This is a genomic window from Acinetobacter bouvetii DSM 14964 = CIP 107468 (assembly GCF_000368865.1).
GTDB lineage: Bacteria > Pseudomonadota > Gammaproteobacteria > Pseudomonadales > Moraxellaceae > Acinetobacter > Acinetobacter bouvetii.
In genome coordinates, this window is record NZ_KB849726.1 from 312,332 (window position 1) to 334,332 (window position 22,001).

A 22,001-nucleotide genomic window follows, 5' to 3' on the forward strand; every position below is an offset into this window, starting at 1 on the left:
ACAGGGGGATTTAAGAAACCGGTTTCTAAAGAATATGTGGAGCTTTGAGCAATGTCTCATCAATCAGAACTTATTAGCCAAGACATTTTGGCTTATTTAAAACAGCACGAAAATAAAGACTTATTGCGTTTCCTCACTTGCGGTAACGTGGATGACGGCAAATCGACTTTAATCGGCCGCTTGCTTTACGATTCAAAATTGATTTATGAAGATCAATTGCAAGCGGTAACCCGCGACTCTAAAAAAGTCGGCACGACGGGCGATGCGCCTGATTTGGCTTTACTGGTGGATGGCCTGCAAGCTGAACGTGAGCAGGGGATTACCATTGATGTAGCTTACCGTTATTTCTCAACGGAAAAGCGCAAGTTCATCATTGCCGACACCCCGGGGCATGAGCAATACACCCGCAACATGGCGACAGGCGCATCGACTGCGGATCTTGCCATTATCCTGATTGATGCGCGTTACGGTGTGCAGACGCAAACCCGCCGCCACTCATTTATTGCCAGCCTGCTGGGCATCCGCAACATTGTGGTTGCGATTAATAAAATGGACTTGGTGGAATTTTCTGAAGCGCGCTTCAATGAAATTCAGGCCGAGTACAACGAGTTCGTCAACCAATTGGGCGACCGTAAGCCTGCCAACATTATCTTCACGCCAATTTCTGCGCTGAACGGTGATAACGTGGTGAACAAGTCGCCAAATACACCGTGGTACCAAGGTCAAACTTTAATGGAGACTTTGGAAACTGTTGAAATTTCGCATGATACCAGCAAGCATGGTTTTCGTTTCCCAGTTCAGTATGTCAATCGTCCTAACCTCGACTTCCGCGGCTTCTGCGGTACGGTTGCGCTGGGTGAAGTGAAAGTCGGCGATACCATTACTGCATTGCCATCGGGCAAGTCTTCAACAGTGAAAGAAATTGTCACTTTTGACGGCAACTTAGACCATGCTGTTGCAGGGCAAGCGGTGACTTTGACGCTGAATGATGAAATTGATATTTCACGCGGCAACGTATTGGTAAAAGCAGGCGAACAGCCGTTAATTTCACGTTCTGCTCGCGCATCTGTGGTATGGATGACCGATCAGCCATTGGTGGTGGGCAAACTGTACAATGTGAAGTTTGGCACGCAAACGATTCCAGCCAAAGTGGCTAAAATCAACTACCGCACCAATGTCAATACATTGGAAAAAATGCAAGTTGAAGAACTTGAGCTTAATGCGATTGCTGACGTCACCATCGAATTTGATGCGCCAGTGGTATTCGACCGTTATCAAGACAGCCGTTACACAGGTTCATTTATTTTTATTGACCGTTTGAACAACGTGACTGTTGGTGCGGGTATGGTTGAGTCTGCAGTAGAATGGACTGCACACAATGAGCCTGTGACTGCTGAAGCGCGTGCTGCGCGTTTAGGTCAAAAACCTGCTGCGGTAACAGTTTCTGCAAAAGCGATTGAAAATGCGCAAGCGATTGAAAGCCTGCTGATTCAGCAAGGTGTGGTTGCCATTGCGAAAGCTGGTCTTTCTGCAGAGCAAGTTGCGCTGGTTCGTGAAACGGGTGTGGTTGTGATTACGGATGCTGCTGAAGGCACAGATGTAACTTACACAGTAGACACTGCTGAAGAAGTCGCTGAGAAAATTGTTGAGTTAGTTCGTCTGTAATAGATTGAGCTTATTTGAAGGAACCCACCGTAAGGTGGGTTTTTCTTTTGAGTAATAAGTTGTAATACAAATATATATGATTCATTATCAATGATAAGCAGACTTAAAATTGGAAATTTAACGATGTACATTAAGCGGGTGGCACTAAAAAACTGGCGAAACTTTCGCAGTGCAGAAAGTGAACTTTCACAAGTTTCATATATTTTAGGTGCAAATGCTGCAGGGAAATCGAACTTTCTAGATATTTTTAGATTTTTAAGGGATATAGCAAAATCTGAGGGAGGTGGTTTACAAAAAGCTGTAAATGACAGAGGTGGGGTTTCAAAATTACGTTGTTTGCATGCGAGGAATGATACCGAAATTAGGTTGGAAGTTAGTTTTGTTGATAAATTAGAAGATGAAGAAGTTATATGGAAATATATTTTAGGGTTTAAACCTGAGGGAAAGGGGAAACATCGGAATATTATTTCATGCGAAGAAGTTTGGTACAAAGGAGTAAATAAATTATCTAGACCAGATAAAAAGGATAAAGCGGATTTATTACTGTTGACTGAAACAGCGTTGGAGCAAACGAGAGCTAATAAAGACTTTCGTGAGATTTCTGATTTTTTTCAAAATATTACTTACCTACATTTGGTTCCCCAGCTTTTAAAATATGGTGAAAAAATAGGAGGAAATCGAATAGAGGATGATCCCTTCGGGCAGGGGTTTTTAGAAAGATTGGCTAAAACTCCTGAAAGAACTAGAAACTCTAGATTAACTAAAATTGGTAAAGCTTTATCGCAAGCAGTTCCTCAATTTAAAGAGTTAAGATTTATTAAAGATGAAATGGGACATCCTCATCTGGAAGCTAAATATGAGCATCATAGGCCGAATGCAGGTTGGCAAAGAGAAGATAGTTTTTCTGATGGTACTTTAAGATTATTAGGTATTCTCTGGTCTTTGCAAGACAGTAATGGCTTATTGTTATTGGAAGAACCTGAATTATCACTAAATCAAGCAGTTGTTGAGCAAATTCCATTATTAATAGATAGAGTTTTAAAAGGTAATAGAAAAAATAAAAGACAAATTTTTATAACAACTCATAGTAAAGATTTATTAAGTAATAGGGGGATTGATTCTAATAGTATTTTAATTCTCAAATCTGAGAAAGAAGGAACATCTATAAACTCAGTAAGTGATAATGATAAAATTGCTTTAGAAGCTGGATTGTCAGTTGCTGATGTTATTTTACCTCAGACTAGACCTGTACTTATTGAACAATTAGGTTTGTGGTGAGGGGTTTTAATGTTACATTTTTTTTTGGCTTGTGAAGACCCTTTATCAGAAGCATTTTGTATTCAATTTATGAAATATTATTTCCCGACATCTACGTATAATCCAGTGATAGTTACTGGTGGAGTGGGGGAGCTGAAAAAGAAAGTTGAAGCATTTAAAAATATAGCTCAGATACCAGATAAAGCAACTTTAATCGTTACTGATTTAGATGAAAATAAGAGTGTTGAATCTCTTAGGCAAGAATGGAGTGGAAAAATAAACTCTCCTCAAAACTTTTTGCTTTTAGTTGCTGTTAAAGAAATTGAAAGTTGGGTTTTAGCTGATATTGAAGCCTTTTCTAAGTGGTCAGGAATTCCTGCAAATAAATTTCCTGTAAATCCTGATCATGAGAAGGATGCTAAACAGATATTATTAAACTTAGTTAGAAAATATGCTAATAATGAAACTAAGAGAAATTTACTACCCGATAAGGGAGTGCGGAGTAGTAGGGTTGGAATTGCTTACAACATTAGTCTAAGAAATTTTGTAAATGATTATTGGTGCTTAAATAGAGCTTTGGTTATTTCCGAAAGTTTAAGAGAGGTTGATAATCTATTATCAATGTTTTCTAAGAAAATATAATCTTGGATATTTTTAACTTAAAATATTTTTATGGATAAATCACCTATTGCACATTAAGATATATTTTAATTAATATTAAGATATATCCTTATTATGTCTGGTTTTGAGATTTTTGCAGATATTAAAGGCGCTACAAAACTCCACTCAAACAGAATCTTTTCCAAAGCGCTTTTTCAGCTTATTTACATAACGCTTAAACGGCCAAGTAAACTGCTTCACAAAACTATTGGGAATTTTATAGCCGACTGTGCCGTAAATACTCGCCAAATGATTCGGCATATATACGGACTTAAACACCACATCGTAAAGCGGTATAAAGGCAGCATAATTTTTATCAATCGCAGGCTTTTCTGAAGAATGATGCCAATGGTGAAATTCAGGTGTCGCAATAAGCCAGCGCAAATACGGAAAGCGAAAGCGCACATTCGAATGAATAAAAATGGCGTGAAAGGAAATAAACACCAAATAAGCAAACACCGCAGAGGTATGAAAGCCTAAAAGGAAAATAGGCAGAGTGGCTATAAAGCGCGTCATAATCACTTCTACAATATGCAAACGCGAAGATGCCAGCCAGTCCATATGTTCACTAGAATGGTGAATGGCATGAAAACGCCACAGAAAATTCACCTCATGCATGGCGCGGTGCAGCCAATAAGTGGTGAAATCCACCACAATCAGCAGTTCTATAAACTGCAGCCAAATCGGCTGGGCCTGCACATAAGGCACAATCGGATTATGCGGTAAATGTGTGATCCAGTATTGAATAGGCATCACGGTTAAAAACGAAAACAGCTGAATTCCCACATGGCTGAACATAAAATATTTCATGTCGGTCACCCAGCCCACACGCAACAGCTTTTGATCTTTATTCTTAGCGAAAAAGCCTTCTAGCGGTATAAACACCGTACCCAGAATAATGAGCGTAATTACAAAATAGTCAAAGCCTGCATAAAAGGGCAATGCAGGCAGAGCTGGCGCTTGAATTAAGCCGCAGCCTAAAACCACGGCAATTAAAGAAAAACACAGCCCATAAAAACCATATCTGTTTTGCTTAATAATGGCGCTGTAGGCGCCAAAACCCGCACCAATGAAAATACCGGCCAACAGGCAGTAATAAAATACCTCATAGTGCCTGCTGTATAAAGGCCGAAGTTCTGGGGTAGTTAAAACACTGGGAAATAAAAAGCAGAGCGCTGCACAGATGCTGAGGAGTCCTAGGGACATCGACATAAACGCGCTGACTTTCCCATGACCTGCGTTGAGCTCAAGATTTTCAAATTTGCTTCTAAGATGGTCGGTCATTGTTTTTATTCTTTCTATTGAGTTATTGGCTTTGTTATCAATACACTTTAAATGCATGCCTGAATTATATACAAAACTGACAGTTTTCGCAGCTTTGAAGCGATTTTTTCTTATGCCCATCCATCTGCGCCTGATCATAAAGGATGCCAGTTTGCCGCTACGCATGCTTATTGCTGAGCGGTTTTCAGCATTCAATATTTTTAAAAGGAGGATGATTTTGTAATCAGTATTGCATCTTTAATCAGATAAAGATATTATTAAGATATATCTTAGTTGCAGTATGTTGTATCTTAACTATGTCTAAAGCCATTGATTCAGAACTTCTTGCTGGTTTAGAGCAAGCTTCAGCTCCGCGCAAACGCCTGTTTGAAGCCGGGCATATGAAACTGCTGGTGCTGCATCTGATCTCACAAGCGCCTAAGTTCAGTTACGACATTATCAAAGATGTCGGCGCAGTGGTCGGCGGCGGTTACAGCCCCAGTACTGGCACGATTTACCCAACCTTAAACTATTTAGAAGAACAGCAGTATATACACGCAGAACTCAACACAGATGAGCGCAAACAGTACAGCATTACTCAAATTGGCATGCAGCACCTCGAAGCAGAACATGCAACGGTAAAGAAAATTCTGTGCCGTTTTGATACCCGCAAGCAAATTCATAACAACGAACAATACGTCGACATCAAACGCGCGATGGAAAACCTGAAAGCCGCATTGCGCATCAAAATTCAGCACTGCGAACTGACACCAGAACAAGTGTTTGCCATTGCAGAAAAAATAGATCAGGCGGCAGTCGAAATCAGCCGTATGGAGGTGACTCAATGAAACAGCATCAATATGAAGTGACGGTAAAACACATGGCTGATGCGCAAGGCAATCCATCTGCTTATACAGAAGCCTTGCAGTTCAATGCTTATAACCATGATGACATTTTTAAAGTCTTAGAGCATCTCAGCAAGGCCAACATATTGGATGAAGAAAAGACCAAAGCTTTTGCTGTTGGACTGAAACTGTTTGGTGAAACTTTGCTGGAAAATAAAGACATTCCTTTGTTTAAAGAATTCATGCCGCATTTTTCGCAGTTTATGAAGGCATTGAAACAAACCGTTAAAACACAAAATGCTCAACAGGCAGCATTAGAACAGGGTGAAAATCATGCATAATCTCCCAAAATTTCATCCCAAGCATATGACTTGGCTGATGCCCCTGATTCTGTCAGGCATCATGAGCGGCTCAATCTCATGCTTCAACATGCTCTTGAATAAGGGGTTGATTGATGGCTTTTTAGGTCTTTGGCTGCATGCGTGGAGCATGTCGTGGATGATGGCCTTTCCATTGATTCTGATTGTCTTGCCATTGGTGCGTAAATTGCTGATGCAGTTTGTGCAAATGCCGCCAGAGTCCTCTGCAAAATAGTTTGAACTAGCGAACAGCGTGTTCTTGGATCACATGCTCAACCATGGCCTGAAGTTCAGTCAGTGTTTTCACGCCAGCAATACGTTTTATAACTTGCCCGCGGTAAAAAATTAATGTTGAAGGCAATCCGTAGACGTTATAGCGCAAAGTCAAAATGGGTGATTGATCGACATTTACTTTGCCAAATTTAACATTGTTACGCTGTGCTGATATTTGCGTCGCGCATTGCTCGAATACAGGAAAATTCTGTATGCAAGGCGCGCACCAGTCCGCATAGAAACGAATGACGGCAACACCATCAAACCATTCAAATTCACTGTAATTGTCTTCGCTGTATGCGATAACTGCAGACATTGCTATCTCCTTATGCCGTAAAGTTGAGACGGCATAAATCGCTATTCTGCATCCAGAAGAACGATTATAAGCTAAGTTTAATTTTTTGGCGTAGAGTGTTTTGACCATGCCATACGGTATTCGAGATGTCCCGTATGTTCATCCGTGCTTTCACCGGTTATGCAAAACCCATGAGATTGATAGAAGTGCACAGCAGATTGATTTTCCGAATAAACGTCTAAGTAAAGGGCATCGCATTGCTGCTGCAGCGCGTGCAGCAACCGAGTGCCTAAGCCGCGGCCTTGCGCATGCGGCGCAATGAACAACGCGGCGAGGTAAGAGACATCCCGCAGCAAAGAGGCAAAACCGAGAACTGCAGCATGGTCTTCAATAATAAAATTTTCAGCCAAGGGCAGGTAGGTCTGCTGCATGGAAACGAGCTGACTTTGCCAATAGTCTGCTGGAATAAAATCATGCGCCAGCAGGGAGGAATCCAGCCAAATTTGCAGCATAGCGGGGATATCTTGAGCTTGCGCAGGTCGTATGACTGTCATTTTTAGCGCTGTATCATCTGAATGAATAGTATGGGGATTATACATAAGTTCAGAGTGATTCATTCTGCTCGGTTTATATGTTCAAATAGGCCCTGGATAGATGAATAGTCAAGAATTGAAAAGGAAATAAGATGTCACAGGAAACCATGCAGCAAGTCATTATTACAGAGCCGGGCGGTGTCGATAAACTCGCTTATGAAACGGTAGCCGTACCTGCCGCAAAAGCAGATGAAGTCTTGGTCAAAGTGCATGCCTTTGGCATTAACCGTCCAGACATTTTGCAGCGTCAGGGTTTGTATCCAATGCCTAAAGGGGTAACGCCGGTGCCGGGCTTGGAAGTGGCGGGTGAAGTGGTTGCTGTCGGTGAAGATGTTACTTTATTTAAAGCCGGCGATAAAGTCTGCGGTTTAACCAATGGCGGCGGTTATGCAGAATATTGTGTGGTGCCTGAAAGCCAAACCATCAGCATTCCTGAAAATGTCAGTTTTGCACAAGCAGCCGCTATTCCGGAAACCTTCTTTACGGTCTGGGCGAATGTGTTCCAAATGGCGCATGCCAAAGCAGGTGAGACTGTATTGGTGCACGGCGGCGCCAGCGGCATTGGCACGACAGCGCTGATGCTGTGCAAATCATTGGGTCTTAAAACTTTTGCAACGGTCGGTTCGGATGAAAAAGCCGCAGCGATTTCAGACCTAACCACAGCTATTAATTATAAGACACAAGATTTTGAACACGTGATTAATGAGGCGACCAGTGATGGCGGTGTAGACGTGGTGCTGGATATGGTGGGCGCGCCGTATTTAGAAAAGAATCTGAATTTACTGCGCCGTGATGGCCGCTTGGTGTATATCGCGTTCTTAGGCGGCGCAAAAGCCAAAGAGGTGAAGCTCGGTCAAATTATGATGAAGCGCCTCACGATCACAGGTTCAACCATGCGCGCGCGCAGTACTGCAGAAAAAGCCGAAATTGCGCAAGGCTTGCAATCGCATGTTGTACCGTTATGGGCAAAAGGTGAATGTTTGCCAATGATCTATAAAACCTTCAACTTTGACCAAATTCAAGATGCGCATGCAAGCCTGGATACAGGAGAGCATGTGGGGAAAGTTGTGGTAACAATCTTGTAATATTTCTATTATATAGAAAGCAGAGCCGACATCATGTCGGCTTTTCTTTTGTCTAAATTTGTCCAAAAAATAAAAATAATGTACTGAAAAAATGAAAATAATTTAACAAAGATTAAAAAAGTGACAACTGTTCGACACAACCTGTCAAAAACGAGGTGTACATTTGGAGCTGAATTTAAACCTGACAAATTTACGTGGTTTTAAATGAAAAATAAAACAGAAAAGAGGGTTGTCATGAAAATTTTATCGACATCATATACACCTGCGCATGGTTTCCGTGCGCTCAAACGCTTGCATAAGGCAGTTATTTATAATTACATTTTGCGTGATGATTTACATAAAATGTATAAAGCTTTAATTCATTTGGAGCGCTATATTGAACGTTTAGCGCATCAGAAAACTGCCCTAAAGAAGAAATCAAAAAAACAGTGACTGCTTTTTTAATAAAACATGACATCGCTTGAAAGCTGAACAGTTATTTTTTTACTTAATATTTTTCAGTTGCTTATATTGAATGTAATGCTTAGGTATTCAACTATAAATAAAAGGCACAGCATTGATTGTGCAGCGAGGGCAATATGAAGCGTAAAGCTTCAACACATGAACGCCTTGCGGAGCGTTTAGCGAATATTTTGACTAAATTAAATACTGGATATCAATTGGGAGTGGCAGAACTGGCACATGAATTTCAGGTCAGCACGCGGACGGTAGAGCGGGACTTTGATCGCCTCAATACCTATTTGCCGCTGCTTCAAGATGAAAGCAGCAAAAAGTACTTTTTGGATCCCGTGTATCTGGGGCGTTTTAAGCTGCAGGATATTCAAAACTTTGCCCAGCTCTCTGGAATCAGTGAGCTTTATCCATCTTTGGATATGTCCTTTTTGCGTGGACTGCTGGACGAGCGCGCCAGCCAGGTTTTTTCTGCCAAAGGCTATTATTTTGAAAATGCAGGGCAATTTGCTGCCCATTTTCAGGTGCTTGCAGAGGCCATCCATCAACGTAAGCATATCAGTTTTATTTACAATTCCATCTTAAGGCTTGTGCAGCCATACCGCTTAATTCACTATCAGGGAAATTGGTATTTGGCTGCCTCATGTGATGGGGAGCTCCGCGCTTATCGTTTAAGTAAAATTGATCAGGTTACACAGCATTAGGCCATGCAGTTTGCACATGATCCTGAAATTTTAATGCAGCTTGAGGAAGATGAAGGGATCTGGTTTGGAAAGCATAAACAAGAAGTGCTGGTGTCTGTCCGGCCTGAAGTAGCCTTGTATTTTAAGCAGCGGCATTTATTTCCAGAACAGAGTATTGAACAAGAAGATGCCGCAGGCACTTTACTGATTCGTTGCCAAATCCGGCATGAGATGCAGCTTTTACCGCTGGTTCGGTTTTGGATTCCTTATATTAAAATCATTCAGCCGGCGCATTTTCAACAAAAAATGGAACAGGATTTACAGCAGTATTTGTTGCCAGTGGTTTGATTTAAATCAATTTTATTTTTATAAAGAGGGCCATGCGCTCTCTTTTTATTTTAGGTTTAATTGTAGAGCATGGAATTCTAGGCATAAAAAAACCAGCCTAAGCTGGAAATTTTATTGCACCATTTTAAGAAGTATTAAAATGGTGCCCGAGGCCAGACTCGAACTGGCACGCTTTGTGGGCGGGGGATTTTAAATCCCCTGTGTCTACCGATTTCACCACTCGGGCATTTTTAACAAGATTGGAGGCGGAGGTCGGAATCGAACCGGCGTACACGGAGTTGCAGTCCGCTGCATGACCACTCTGCCACCCCGCCACGTCTTGTTGATGCGTATATTATCAAGCTCTGAAAAAAAAACAATAGTGGATTCATTCGTATGCGCATAAAAACAGCATATAGCGGAAAATATTTAAAATAATCATGTATTATGTGCAAAATTGATTCATATCAACACTTGGAGATGTGCCGTGGCATTAGTTTTAGATGGTCGTGCATTGGCAAAACAAATTGAAGCTGATTTGTTGACTCGCGTAGAAGCGTTAAAAGCAAAATCAGGACGTACCCCAATTCTTGCGACTATTTTGGTCGGAGATGATGGTGCATCTGCAACTTATGTTCGTATGAAAGGCAACGCTTGCCGCCGTGTTGGTATGGATTCTTTAAAAGTTGAATTGGGTAAAGACACCACCACTGAACAATTGCTGGCTGAAATTGAAAAATTGAATGCCAATCCAGACGTGCACGGTATTTTGCTGCAGCATCCGGTCCCTGCTCAAATTGATGAGCGCGCTTGTTTTGATGCGATTTCTTTAGCAAAAGACGTAGACGGCGTTACTTGCCTTGGCTTTGGCCGTATGGCGATGGGTGAAGCTGCCTATGGTTCTGCGACACCTGCAGGCATCATGACCATTCTGAAAGAAAACAATATCGAAATTGCAGGCAAGCATGCGGTAGTTGTTGGCCGTTCAGCTATTTTGGGCAAGCCAATGGCGGCTATGCTGCTTGAAGCAAATGCGACCGTGACCATTTGCCACTCGCGTACGCAAGATTTAGCAAGCTTTGTGAAGCAAGCAGACATTATTGTGGGTGCGGTCGGTAAAGCGGAATTGATTCAAAAAGATTGGATCAAGCAAGGCGCAGTAGTGGTTGATGCCGGTTTCCATCCGCGTGATGGCGGCGGTGTGGGCGATATTCAATTGGCAGGCATTGAAGAAGTTGCTTCAGCCTATACGCCAGTTCCAGGCGGCGTAGGTCCAATGACCATTACCACGCTGATTCGTCAAACGGTTGAAGCTGCTGAGAAAGCTTTGGGTTAATTTCATTGGGATGTTCCTTCTCCCTCAGGGAGAAGGCTAGGATGAGGGTGCTTTTTTATAAATAATCCTCTCCCTAACCCTCTCCTTTAAAAAGGAGAGGGAACTTCCAATCTTAATTTAGGCTTTTATGACACTAAAATTCTGCATATTCGAAAAATAAAATTCCAATGAGCTGTACTTTTCAATTCCCTAAAGCGCCTGAACATCTTCTCAAAGCCTTGCATGATGTGATTCCACACTGTGAATTGCATGCACAGCAATTGCCTGAAACCCCGATTTCTTTGTGGCTAATTCCGCCGGTATTCCCAACCGATAAACTGGATGATGAGGTCATTCGCCGCATCTGGAATGATACGCCGTATTGGATCTTCTGCTGGGCGTCAGGCCTTGCGATGGCGCAGTGGCTGCTGGCAGAGCCGCATCATGTCAAAGATAAAGTCGTGCTGGATTTTGGCGCTGGTTCAGGCGTGGTGGCTATTGCGGCGAAAATGGCAGGGGCAAAACGGGTGATCTGCTGCGACATTGATCAAGTCAGTTTGGATGCCTGCCGCGCCAATGCGGATCTGAATGATGTAAAGCTGGAATATCTGGATGATCTGTATAAAGCTGAGCAAGTCGATATTTTACTGGCGGCAGATGTGCTGTATGACCAATGCAACCGATTTTTCTTGGATGAGTTTTTAAAGTTTGCGCCAGAAGTTTGGGTGGCAGACAGCCGGGTGAAAAATTTCAGCCATCCCAAGTATGAAAAGCTGGATGAGCGCAGCGCAACAACCTGGCCCGATTTAGATGAGTCGCCAGAATTCCGTAATGTGAGTTTTTATAAAACATTATAAAAATTGAATAAAATAAGACGCTTCGAGCGTCTTATTTTTTGCATAAAAATTTGCCTATTTAGAACATTGCTCTATGTTAAGCATGTTGATGCGCAGCAGGCTGATTAAGAGCAGGTGTAGCGAACCACACGCAACGTCGCAGGGCGGGCATCCAAAGCTTGCTGAGCGCCTAAATTATCGGAGTTGCGCAGGTCGGGCGTGTTGGATAAGCCAAAACTGGCGCGGCTATTGCCAATTTGACGGCCAAATTGTTCTGTTTGGGCGGCGGCTGGGTTCGCAATTTCATTAATGCTCAAGATGTTAAGCTTAAAGGTTTTATTGATTCCCAGTACTTTTTGGCAGGCGCGCTGTAATTTGTTGGCATCCAGCTGCTGGTTTTGACGGCCAGCCAAAGTGTAGGCCAAAGTGGCGGAATCTGCAGTTTGGCTTTCAATTTGATAGCCTGACTGCCCGTTATACGCGCGTGGAGCGCTCTGGCATGCAGTTAAAGTGATTGCCGTCAAACCTAAAGCTAAAGTCTTATATATGATTTTCATGTGCATCTGCCTATGTTGTTATCTTTTTAGTATGCCATAAGCCCGCTGTTTTCTCGATGTGGAATTTGCTGGATTTTTCAACCGCTGGGCAGTTGCTGACAGCATAAAAAAAAGACCCTCGCATCATCAGAATTCGAGGGTCTTTTTTTTATGGATCAACTTAATTATCCGTAATCATGCTGTGCTTTTTGGTGTCTTTCATAAAGATATAAGTGATTAATGACAAGCCAATCATGAAGGTAATGTAGTAGAAGAAGTAATTTTCATGACCTGCATTTTTGAAGCTCAATGCAACAAGTTCCGCGGTGCCGCCAAAAACGGTATTGGCGATTGCATAAGGCAGGGCAACACCCAAAGCGCGGATATGCGGAGGGAACAGTTCGGCTTTCACTACGGCATTAATCGCTGTATAGCCAGTCACAATCACCATTGCGCTCATGCACAGGAAGAATGCAGTCATTGCATCGGTTGTGCCGCCCAATGCATTAAAGATTGGCACAGTGAACAGCACGCCCAGTACGCCAAAGGCAATCATAATCGGTTTGCGGCCAACTTTATCGGACAGTGCGCCAACAGCAGGCTGGATTAACATGAAGATGAAAATGGCTGCCGTCGTAATTTCTGTTGCAGTGGTTTTTTCAAAGCCAGACGTATTCACTAAGTATTTTTGCAGATAGGTTGTGAATGTGTTGAAGGCTAAAGTACCGCCGGCAGTCAGCATAATCACTGTAAATGCCTGTTTAGGATATTTAGTGAATAAAGCCAAAGCGCTAGATTTTGGACCGCCGTTTTTGGCCTGTTCCTGCGCTTCTTTTGATGACTGCGTTTCGACTAAGCCGCGGCGGATCCAGAACACGACAATGGCCAGCAAGGCGCCAATGAAGAAAGGAATACGCCAGCCCCAGTCGCCAAGCGCCTGCTCAGATAAGGTGCGCTGCAGAATAATCAAGACGCAAAGCGCGAGCAATTGGCCTGAAATTAAAGTGACATACTGGAAGCTGGAGAAGAAGCCGCGATGATTTTTTCCTGCCATCTCAGTAAGATAGGTTGCACTGGAGCCATATTCTCCGCCGACGCTCAAGCCTTGAATCAGGCGGGCGAACAGCAGGATTGCGGGAGCAAGCATGCCCACTGAATCGTAGGTGGGCGCGCAGGCAATCATCAGAGATCCGATGCACATTAATGACACTGAAACGGTTAAGCCTGCTTTACGGCCTTTCCGGTCTGCGTAAATTCCCATAATCCATGCGCCAATTGGACGCATCAGAAAGCCGAGCGCAAATACAGCAGCGGCTTGTAGCAATTTTACAGTGCTGTCGCCTTCTGGAAAAAATTTCGGTGCAAAGTATAAGGTAAATGCCGCATAGACATACCAGTCATACCATTCGACTAGATTGCCGGCAGAGCCGCCAAGGATAGATTTGACACGAGTTTTTCGGTCAAACTGCTCTGGTACAGTTTGAGTGGGCGTGTTTGACACAACATTCTCCATAGAATGAAGGCAAAACATATCCATTTAAGTTCTGTGTAAAACTTAAATACATATATTTTATGAAAATGGGAGATGGAATTATATTTTGCAATTTATACGCTTTTTCACGTATAAAATCATGAGACTTTAGTCTAATAATAGGGTTGTAACTGAACAGTTGTACTGTTTTTATTGTGTGAACTGTTAAGCAAAACTGAAAAACCTCTCAACTGAGAGGTTTTTGGATTGGGTTGAAATTAATGCTCTTTAATTTGCGAATGATGCTTGGTGTCTTTCATGAAGATGTATACCAGCAGTGAAATGAAAATCATAATGGTGACGTAAATAAAGAACCATGATTCATGTCCGGCTTCTTTAAAGCTCAGCGCGAAGAATTCTGCAGTCCCGCCAAATAGGGTATTCGCCAGTGCGTAGGGCAATGCAACGCCAAGTGCGCGGATATGCGCAGGAAACATTTCCGCTTTTACTACGGCATTAATCGATGTATAGCCAGTGACTATGATTAAGCCGGCTAAGCATAGCCAGAAGGCTGTCCAGTAGTCTTGCGTATTGGCCAGGGCATCAAATAAGACATAGGTAAAGAGGACGCCTAAGACGCCAAAAGCGATCATGATCGGCTTGCGGCCAATTTTGTCGGACAGTGCGCCGGCGGCAGGCTGCAGGCACATAAAGATAAATAAGGCCAGTGTGGTAATTTGCGTGGCGGCGGGTTTGCTGAACCCGGATGTATTTACCAGATATTTTTGCAGATAGGTGGTGTAGGTGTAGAAAGCCAATGTACCGCCGGCGGTTAAAAACAGAACGGTAAAGGCTTCTTTCGGATAGTGCTTAAACAAGGTGAAGAGGCCGGATTCGGGCAGGTTCTTTTCATTTTGGGCATTTTTAAAGGATTGCGTTTCCATGAGTCCGCGCCGGATGCGGAAGACCACAATGGCTAAGCAGGCGCCAATAAAGAAGGGGATGCGCCAGCCCCAGTCGTGCAGCTGTTCCTCGGTCAGCAGCCATTGCAGAATCAGCAGGACACACAGTGCGGTAAGCTGGCCTGCAATTAAGGTGACATACTGGAAGCTGGAAAAAAATCCGCGCCGGTTCCGGTCAGCCATTTCACTTAAATAGGTGGCGCTGGCGCCGTATTCGCCGCCGACGCTGAGGCCTTGAATGAGCCGTGCAACCACAAGGATAATCGGGGCAAAGACCCCGATTTGGTCATGCGTGGGCGATACCGCAATTAAAAGTGAGCCTATGCACATGAGGGTAACAGACAATGTTAAGCCTGATTTTCGTCCTTTTTTGTCTGAATAAATCCCCATAATCCATGCGCCAATCGGCCGCATGAGGAAGCCGACAGCAAAAATGGCTGCGGCTTGCAGCAATTGTGCAGTTTGACTGCCTTTGGGGAAAAAAGCGTGGGCAAAATACAGGGTGAATGCTGCGTAGATATACCAGTCATACCATTCCACCAAGTTGCCTGCAGAACCGCCAAGAATGGATTTAACCCGTGTTTTGGTGTCTAAATTAGGCTGTACTGCCATTTCTTCAGTCATGATGAAATCCATTTTTTATTCTGTTTCTTTATCTTATGCTTCAAAATTGAATGAAATGTAAACAAAATAAACAATTTGTATATAAAGTGTACTTTGCGTTTTGGCTACGGCAGTTATGATTTGAAATAATTTTCACCTAAATAAACAGGCTGGCAGGCAAAGATTTCGTACCGTTTACGGTGAGTTTTTGTTATGTTGGGAGCTTGATCACAAGAATGGCCGCGTGAGCGCCAAAGAATAAAAAATACTGCTGCTGAAGGAGGCGCATATGAATGATAATCACATCCTCTATGATATTGCAGTAATTGGCGGAGGCATCAATGGCGCGGGAATTGCCGCGGATGCCGCTGGACGGGGGCTGTCAGTGTTTTTATGCGAAAAAGATGATTGGGCCTCACACACATCTTCAGCCAGTTCCAAACTGATTCACGGCGGTTTGCGCTATTTAGAGCATAAAGAATTTCGGCTGGTGCGTGAAGCGCTGGCGGAGCGGGAGGTGTTGCTGAAGAAAGCGCCGCATATTATTCATCCCATGCGTTTTATCATGCCGCATCAGCCGCATTTACGGCCTGCTTGGCTTATTCGAACAGGATTGTTTTTCTACGACCACTTGGGGAAGCGGGAAACTTTGGCCGGGTCGAATTTAGTTGATTTTCAGGCTGTCAACAGCCCTTTGAACGCTGAAATAACCCGCGGTTTTGAGTATTCGGATTGTGCTGTGGATGATGCGCGGCTGGTGGTGCTGAATGTGATGCAGGCGCGGGAACTGGGCGCAAAGGCTGTCACCCGCACGCGGTGCCTTGGGGCGAAAAGAGTGCAGTTGAATGCGGTGCAGAATGTTTGGCAAATTGAATTGGAAAAAGAACAGGGCGCTTATCAAATACAGGCCAAAGTGCTGGTAAATGCTGCTGGGCCGTGGGTGGCTGAGTTTATTCAGCAGGATTTGCATCTGAACGCGCCTTATGGCATCCGCCTGATACAAGGCAGCCATTTAATTGTCCCGAAGCTGTATGACGGGCAAAAAGCGTATATCCTGCAAAATGATGATCAGCGCATTGTGTTTGCGATTCCGTATTTAAATAAATACACATTAATCGGCACCACAGACAAAGAATATCTGGGCGATCCAGACAGTGTTGAAATTACCGATGAAGAAATAGCGTATTTGCTGGACGCATCCAACGATCACTTTAAGACGCAGCTGAGCCGTAAAGATATCATTAGCACGTTTTCTGGCGTTCGCCCATTGTGTGATGATGAATCAGATAATCCCTCGGCAGTGACGCGCGACTATACACTTGCTTTGAGTCCAAAAAGTGACGGAGCGCCGCTGCTTTCTGTGTTTGGCGGTAAATTGACAACCTACCGAAAGCTTGCGGAATCAGCCATGGGGCATGTGCAGGCATTTTTTCCTGAAATGAAAAAAATGTGGACAGCATCGTCGGCTTTGCCCGGTGCGGAAAATTTCAGTTCAGCTGAAGATTTGGCTGCCCAAATTCAAGATAAAGTCAGCGGCGTGTCGGCTGAGCTTGCTATGCGCTGGGTGCATGCATATGGGACGCGGATCTGGAAATTTATTCAGCAGGCGGCATCTGTGCATGAACTGGGGCAGGATTTTGGTCATGGGCTGTATGCACAGGAAGTGGATTATTTGGTTGAATGTGAGTGGGCTGTCAGCGCGGAAGATATTTTAAAACGCCGAACCAAACTGTATTTGGAATTCTCTGCGGATGAGTTTCTGCAGCTTGATCAATATTTGCAGGCATTGCATCAGCGCCGTGCGCAGGAAGACGCCGCTTAACCCCAGCAATTACACATAACCATGCTTTGATTTTGATAAGCTGGAATCAATTTCCTTTCAAAAAAGCCGCAATCAAATGTGCGGCTTTTATTTGGCATGGCGGAGATTAAATCTCTACACCGCCCAGTGCTTTGCAGTCGACAGGCGTTTTCCATTTTACAGCTGTTCCCCAAACCACTGGGCGGACAAAGCGCCAAGGCCAAAAACCAAAACGTTGGCTGGCATTGTAGTTGATGACCACATTGCCGCCGACTTGATGTGCGCGTTCTGCAAAACGCGGATAAAGTTCAACCACGCTGCCGTAAGTGCCTTTAGCGACTTTGATGCGCTTTTTGATTTCAAATTGAGTTGAATCGGGTGTGCCTTTGATTGCGCAAACGTGAAGTGCTGGCTGAGTTGCTGCGGCTTCTGTTTGAGCCATGGCAAGGCTTGATAAGCCCAGTAGACCAATTGTGAGTGTGAGTTTTTTTAGCATGAATTACCCCTTGATAAATTTTTGTTGAGTTATAAAGTTTTAAAATTATAAGTAGATTAAAAAAAGACCGCTTGCGCGGTCTTTTTTTAACTTAATCTAAAAAGAATTAAGCAGATTTTTTAACAGCTTCTAAAAGCTCATCTTGACGGGCTTTAAGCGCTTTTGGCAAACGGTCGCCAAGTTTGTTGAACAGCTCAGTGTGGCTTTCAAGCTCTTTGATCCACTGGTCTTTGTCTTGTGCAGTGACAAGATCAAATTGTTCTTTTGTGAAGTCAGAACCAGTCCAGTTCAATTGTTCATACGTTGGAACGCGGCCAATTGGAGTATCAATTGCAGTCGCACGGCCTTCACAGCGGTCAATGATCCATTCAAGAACACGCATGTTTTGACCGAAACCAGGCCATACGAAGTTGCCTTCAGCATCACGGCGGAACCAGTTCACGTTGTAGATGCCTGGAAGTTTGTTGCCTGCAGCTTCTGCTTTAGCAGCAACCTCTTCACCAAGCTCTAGCCAGTGAGAGAAGTAATCCGCCATGTTGTAGCCCGCAAATGGAAGCATTGCGAATGGGTCACGGCGAACGATACCTTGTTGGCCAACAGCTGCTGCAGTAGTTTCAGAGCCCATAGTTGCAGCTTTGTAAACACCGTCTACCCAGTCAAATGCTTCTGAAATTAGAGGCACTGTGTCTGCACGGCGGCCGCCGAAGATGAATGCTGAAATTGGCACGCCTGCTGGATTTTCCCAGTCAGCATCGATAGAAGGGCATTGGCCGGCAGCAACTGTGAAGCGGGCATTTGGATGCGCGGCTTTTTCACCAGCAACATGCGGCTGGCCTTTCCAGTTGGTCAGGTTGGCAGGCGCTTCTTTAGTCAGGCCTTCCCACCAAACTTCACCGTTGTCTGTTACAGCAACGTTGGTATAGATGACATCTTTCGTCAATGTAGCCATACAGTTCGGGTTAGTTTTAGTGTTTGTACCAGGTGCAACACCAAAGAAACCAGCTTCTGGGTTAATCGCATATAGACGGCCGTCTTCACCTGGTTTGATCCAAGCAATGTCATCACCAACAGTTTCGATTTTCCAGCCTTCATAGCCTGCTGGCGGAATCAGCATGGCGAAGTTGGTTTTACCGCAAGCAGAAGGGAAGGCCGCTGCGATGTAGTGTTTTTCGCCTTGAGGGTTTGTCACGCCAAGGATCAGCATATGTTCCGCTAACCAGCCTTGTTGACGGCCCATAGAAGAGGCAATACGTAAAGCAAGGCATTTTTTACCCAATAATGCGTTGCCGCCGTAACCAGAACCGTAAGACCAGATTTCGCGGGTTTCTGGGTAGTGCACGATGTATTTTTCAGGGTTGCAAGGCCATGCCACGTCTTTTTGACCTTCTTCCAGCGGTGCGCCCACTGTGTGCACGCAAGGAATGAAGTCGCCGTCGGTGCCTAATACATCATAAACTGCTTTGCCCATGCGCGCCATTTTGCGCATGCTGACAGCAACGTAAGGAGAGTCAGTGAGTTCGATGCCGATGTGCGCAATATGAGAGCCTAAAGGACCCATAGAAAAAGGAACAACGTACAAAGTGCGGCCTTTCATTGCGCCGTCAAATAAGCCGTTCAGGCGGGTGCGCATTTCAGCTGGAGCTTCCCAGTTGTTTGTTGCGCCTGCATCTTCCTGCTTTTCTGAACAAATGTATGTACGGCCTTCCACACGAGCAACGTCAGAAGGATCAGAATTAGCAAGATAAGAACCAGGATGTTTTTCTTGGTTAAGCGCTTGCATAGTGCCGTTAGCGATCATCAAGTCGATATAACGTTGATTTTCTTCTTCGCTGCCGTCACACCATTCAATTTTCGCTGGTTTCGTTAATTTTGCAATTTCTTCCACCCAAGCAATAAGCTTAGGGTGACGAACGAATTCTGGTGCGTTCACTTGGGTCATGGTGAGGCCTATCTCAAATATGTACAAACTGTACAAAGTCTAATCTGGGCAACGGGGTACATTGCGCAGATGAAATATGAAAAAAAGTGGCGCTATTAAAGCATAATTTCATAAAAAAAATAAGACTAAAGATGGGGTGGATTTATTTTGGAATATTATGGTATTTAGATTTAATTTCTTTTATAAACAATAATTTGCTTATTTTTTGGTGTGATTTTTAATACATTTATATAATTTATGAGGATTATTCATTATATTAATTTTGTTAAAAAACAATGATTTGATATTTGGTTTTATTTGAGAATTATTATTGATTAAATAAATGGCGGTAATTCGAATTTTACATAAAGGAACAGTTAACCGCTGATAAATTCGACAAAATTAGAATAACAGCTTTAAAAATGCATAAAAAATGTCAAATCAAACGCAGCCGCTGTCGATTATTTATAATCGGAACTCCGGTTTTCATGCAGTCAATAAAGATGAAATTTATGAAGAGCTTATTCGGCTACTGACCGCTTATGGCTATGAAATTCAATCCTTTGAAATGAGCCGGTTTTCCAGTTTTGCAGCTTTGATGCAGCAAGTGCTGCAGCGGCATCAGGAGCGCGGACGTTTAGGAATTGTGGTGGCGGCTGGCGGTGATGGAACGCTGAATTCGGTCGCGGGTTACTTAATGAAAACAGCAGTGCCTATGGGAATCTTGCCTTTAGGCACTTTTAATTATGTAGCGCGGGTTTTAGGCATTCCTCTGGACCTTTTAGAAGCGGCAAGAGTGATTGGGGAGGGCGAAGAGCGCTTGGTGCATACGGCATTAATGAATGATCAAATTTATCTGAATAATGCCAGTCTTGGCTTGTATCCGCTCTTTATTCAAAAACGTGAATTGTATAACCGCTATCTTGGCCGTTTTCCTCTTAATGCATATACATCCGGCTTGGATGTGCTGATTCGTGACCGTGAAGAGTTAAAGCTGCAAATTGAGGTGGATGGCGTGAAATATCCAGTCAAAACACCGCTGATCTTTTTTGGCAATAATCAGCTGCAGCTGGCGGATTTAAATCTCAAAATCGCAGAAAGCGCGGCGCAAGGGCGGGTAGCGGGTGTGGTTGTCGCGAAAAGTGATAAATGGACGCTGTTTAAAATGCTCTGGCAGTTAATGAAAGGCAGTTTAGAGCAAGCACCTGATGTCTACAGTTTTGATGCCGATCATGTGGTGATTCATGCTGCGCGAAAAAAACTGACGGTTGCCTTGGATGGTGAAATTGTCGAAATGAAGCCGCCGCTTCACATCAGTGTCAAAAAAAATGCATTAAAGATCAGGGTGCCGCATGCTGCTGCATCTGTCTGATTTACATTTCGGCACAGAACGGCAAGGCTGTATTGATGCCCTTCAGCAGTTTTGCCGCGAGCACAAGCCGGAAGCCGTGGTCATCAGCGGTGACTTAACTCAGCGTGCGCGCTATCGGCAGTTTTTCGCCTGTAAGCAATTTTTGGACAGCTTGAATTTGCCTTATCTGGCGGTGCCGGGCAATCATGATATTCCGCTGTATCATGTATGGAACCGCATATTCAGTCCTTTTGCCCGTTATCAGCTGTTTTTTGGCAATCTGGAAGAGACTTTGGAAACGGAACATTTTTATATTGTGGGGGTAAACAGTATCCGGCGCCGCTACCATACCCGCGGGCATATCTCGTTAGAACAAATTCAATTGATTGACGCTAAGCTGCGTCAGGCGCCTGAACATAAACTGAAAATTATCGTAGCCCATCAGCCATTTTATACTGCGCCAGATGATCTGCATGGCATTCATGATTGTCCGCTGCTGGGGCGCATGGCTTTGGAAACATGGAGTAAAAGCGGTTTATATGGTTTGCTGCACGGCCATCTGCATCAGTTTGCAGTCTATGATTTAAATCAAATTTATCATTTAGGCGCGCAGCACCCAGTATTGGATATTCATGCAGGAACAGCAACGTCTTACCGGCTGCATGGTGGTTTGCCGAATAGCTTTAATGCGATTGACCTGCAGGGTGATGTCGCGCCCTACTATTTTGATCAGACATCTCAGCTGTTTTTAACCAGCCAGATCAGGCGTTGATTGGCCTGAGAAGCTTGAAGCGGATGGAATCTGAATAAAAAGAAAGCGAATTTAAAAATATTTTTTAATTTTGCCCTTGAAGCGTTTTTTTCCATCCCCACAAAAGTGTCATATCAAAATTTTGTCGATGACCCAGGAATAAGAAGTCATCTTCACATTGTAATCAATGACATTAATGCAAATGT

Annotated in this window: 21 protein-coding genes, 2 tRNA genes and 1 pseudogene; 14 read left to right on the plus strand and 10 right to left on the minus strand. The window is 43.8% G+C overall.

Features of this window, described 5'->3' with window-relative positions; genetic code table 11:
- The first annotated feature begins 51 nt into the window (after positions 1–51).
- The 3 genes from cysN (at position 52) to F941_RS04405 (ending at position 3,564) form a co-directional block, all read left to right on the plus strand.
- Complete coding sequence (cysN, locus tag F941_RS04395; protein WP_005008283.1) at positions 52–1,665, plus strand: sulfate adenylyltransferase subunit CysN; 1,614 nt, start codon at positions 52–54, stop codon at positions 1,663–1,665.
- Between the two features lie 123 nt (positions 1,666–1,788).
- Positions 1,789–2,943, plus strand: a complete 1,155-nt coding sequence (locus F941_RS04400; protein ID WP_005008284.1) for an AAA family ATPase — start codon at positions 1,789–1,791, stop codon at positions 2,941–2,943.
- A gap of 9 nt (positions 2,944–2,952) precedes the next feature.
- A complete protein-coding gene (locus tag F941_RS04405) occupies positions 2,953–3,564 on the plus strand; it encodes a DUF4276 family protein (RefSeq protein WP_005008285.1) in 612 nt (203 codons plus the stop codon).
- 144 nt (positions 3,565–3,708) lie between these two features.
- On the opposite strand, the gene F941_RS04410 is transcribed toward F941_RS04405, so the two are convergent.
- The gene (locus F941_RS04410; RefSeq protein WP_026253298.1) at positions 3,709–4,866 is read right to left on the minus strand and encodes a sterol desaturase family protein; all 1,158 of its coding nucleotides are present in this window, start codon (positions 4,864–4,866) and stop codon (positions 3,709–3,711) included.
- Positions 4,867–5,162: 296 nt separating this feature from the next.
- On the opposite strand from F941_RS04410, the gene F941_RS04415 reads away from it, so the two are divergent.
- From F941_RS04415 to F941_RS04425, 3 genes are read left to right on the plus strand one after another with little or no spacing between them, the layout of a single operon-like run.
- Positions 5,163–5,693: a PadR family transcriptional regulator gene (locus F941_RS04415; RefSeq protein WP_005008289.1), complete on the plus strand. Its 531-nt coding sequence runs from the start codon at positions 5,163–5,165 to the stop codon at positions 5,691–5,693.
- Positions 5,690–6,031, plus strand: a complete 342-nt coding sequence (locus F941_RS04420; protein WP_005008290.1) for a DUF3861 domain-containing protein — start codon at positions 5,690–5,692, stop codon at positions 6,029–6,031. The genes F941_RS04415 and F941_RS04420 overlap by 4 nt, the downstream gene beginning before the upstream one ends.
- Positions 6,024–6,284, plus strand: coding sequence for a DUF2798 domain-containing protein (locus F941_RS04425; RefSeq protein ID WP_005008292.1), 261 nt, complete (start codon positions 6,024–6,026; stop codon positions 6,282–6,284). Before F941_RS04420 ends, F941_RS04425 begins: the two co-directional genes overlap by 8 nt.
- Positions 6,285–6,290: 6 nt before the next feature.
- Here the strand turns inward: F941_RS04425 and F941_RS04430 are convergent, their stop codons facing one another.
- Complete coding sequence (locus F941_RS04430; protein ID WP_005008296.1) at positions 6,291–6,638, minus strand: thioredoxin family protein; 348 nt, start codon at positions 6,636–6,638, stop codon at positions 6,291–6,293.
- A 77-nt stretch (positions 6,639–6,715) separates the two neighbouring features.
- Positions 6,716–7,171 carry an N-acetyltransferase gene (locus F941_RS04435; protein ID WP_018572419.1) on the minus strand — a complete coding sequence of 152 codons (456 nt, stop codon included), beginning with the start codon at positions 7,169–7,171 and terminating at the stop codon, positions 6,716–6,718.
- Positions 7,172–7,302: 131 nt separating this feature from the next.
- Here F941_RS04435 and F941_RS04440 point away from each other — a divergent pair, with 131 nt between their 5' ends.
- From F941_RS04440 to F941_RS16365, 3 genes and pseudogenes are all read left to right on the plus strand, one after another.
- On the plus strand, positions 7,303–8,295 hold the full coding sequence (locus F941_RS04440; protein WP_005008299.1) for an NAD(P)H-quinone oxidoreductase: 993 nt from the start codon (positions 7,303–7,305) through the stop codon (positions 8,293–8,295).
- A 234-nt stretch (positions 8,296–8,529) separates the two neighbouring features.
- Entirely contained in the window at positions 8,530–8,727 is a 198-nt protein-coding gene (locus F941_RS04445) for a hypothetical protein (protein WP_005008301.1), read from the plus strand.
- A gap of 146 nt (positions 8,728–8,873) precedes the next feature.
- Positions 8,874–9,776, plus strand: a pseudogene (locus F941_RS16365) (helix-turn-helix transcriptional regulator).
- 140 nt (positions 9,777–9,916) lie between these two features.
- On the opposite strand, the gene F941_RS04455 reads toward F941_RS16365, so the two are convergent.
- Positions 9,917–10,002 (minus strand) — tRNA-Leu (locus F941_RS04455).
- Positions 10,003–10,016: 14 nt separating this feature from the next.
- Positions 10,017–10,090: transfer RNA gene (locus tag F941_RS04460), tRNA-Cys, on the minus strand.
- A 152-nt stretch (positions 10,091–10,242) separates the two neighbouring features.
- Between F941_RS04460 and folD the strand changes: the two genes are divergently transcribed.
- Both folD and F941_RS04470 read left to right on the plus strand, forming a co-directional pair.
- Entirely contained in the window at positions 10,243–11,091 is an 849-nt protein-coding gene (folD, locus tag F941_RS04465) for a bifunctional methylenetetrahydrofolate dehydrogenase/methenyltetrahydrofolate cyclohydrolase FolD (protein WP_005008308.1), read from the plus strand.
- 167 nt (positions 11,092–11,258) lie between these two features.
- Positions 11,259–11,927: a class I SAM-dependent methyltransferase gene (locus F941_RS04470; protein ID WP_005008309.1), complete on the plus strand. Its 669-nt coding sequence runs from the start codon at positions 11,259–11,261 to the stop codon at positions 11,925–11,927.
- Between the two features lie 104 nt (positions 11,928–12,031).
- On the opposite strand, the gene F941_RS04475 is transcribed toward F941_RS04470, so the two are convergent.
- The 3 genes from F941_RS04475 to F941_RS04485 all read right to left on the minus strand — a co-directional run bounded on the left by F941_RS04475 (position 12,032) and on the right by F941_RS04485 (position 15,511).
- Positions 12,032–12,463 carry a hypothetical protein gene (locus tag F941_RS04475; protein WP_005008311.1) on the minus strand — a complete coding sequence of 144 codons (432 nt, stop codon included), beginning with the start codon at positions 12,461–12,463 and terminating at the stop codon, positions 12,032–12,034.
- Between the two features lie 160 nt (positions 12,464–12,623).
- Positions 12,624–13,955, minus strand: coding sequence for an MFS transporter (locus F941_RS04480; protein ID WP_018572420.1), 1,332 nt, complete (start codon positions 13,953–13,955; stop codon positions 12,624–12,626).
- Positions 13,956–14,191: 236 nt separating this feature from the next.
- Positions 14,192–15,511: an MFS transporter gene (locus F941_RS04485; protein WP_018572421.1), complete on the minus strand. Its 1,320-nt coding sequence runs from the start codon at positions 15,509–15,511 to the stop codon at positions 14,192–14,194.
- A 256-nt stretch (positions 15,512–15,767) separates the two neighbouring features.
- Here F941_RS04485 and glpD point away from each other — a divergent pair, with 256 nt between their 5' ends.
- On the plus strand, positions 15,768–17,300 hold the full coding sequence (gene glpD / locus F941_RS04490; protein ID WP_005008317.1) for a glycerol-3-phosphate dehydrogenase: 1,533 nt from the start codon (positions 15,768–15,770) through the stop codon (positions 17,298–17,300).
- A gap of 106 nt (positions 17,301–17,406) precedes the next feature.
- Here the strand turns inward: glpD and F941_RS04495 are convergent, their stop codons facing one another.
- Positions 17,407–17,775, minus strand: coding sequence for a hypothetical protein (locus F941_RS04495; RefSeq protein ID WP_005008319.1), 369 nt, complete (start codon positions 17,773–17,775; stop codon positions 17,407–17,409).
- A gap of 106 nt (positions 17,776–17,881) precedes the next feature.
- On the minus strand, positions 17,882–19,714 hold the full coding sequence (locus F941_RS04500) for a phosphoenolpyruvate carboxykinase (GTP) (protein ID WP_005008321.1): 1,833 nt from the start codon (positions 19,712–19,714) through the stop codon (positions 17,882–17,884).
- A 412-nt stretch (positions 19,715–20,126) separates the two neighbouring features.
- On the opposite strand from F941_RS04500, the gene F941_RS04505 reads away from it, so the two are divergent.
- Positions 20,127–21,065, plus strand: coding sequence for a diacylglycerol/lipid kinase family protein (locus tag F941_RS04505; RefSeq protein ID WP_005008324.1), 939 nt, complete (start codon positions 20,127–20,129; stop codon positions 21,063–21,065).
- Positions 21,046–21,816: a metallophosphoesterase family protein gene (locus tag F941_RS04510; RefSeq protein ID WP_005008326.1), complete on the plus strand. Its 771-nt coding sequence runs from the start codon at positions 21,046–21,048 to the stop codon at positions 21,814–21,816. Before F941_RS04505 ends, F941_RS04510 begins: the two co-directional genes overlap by 20 nt.
- Positions 21,817–22,001 lie beyond the last annotated feature (185 nt).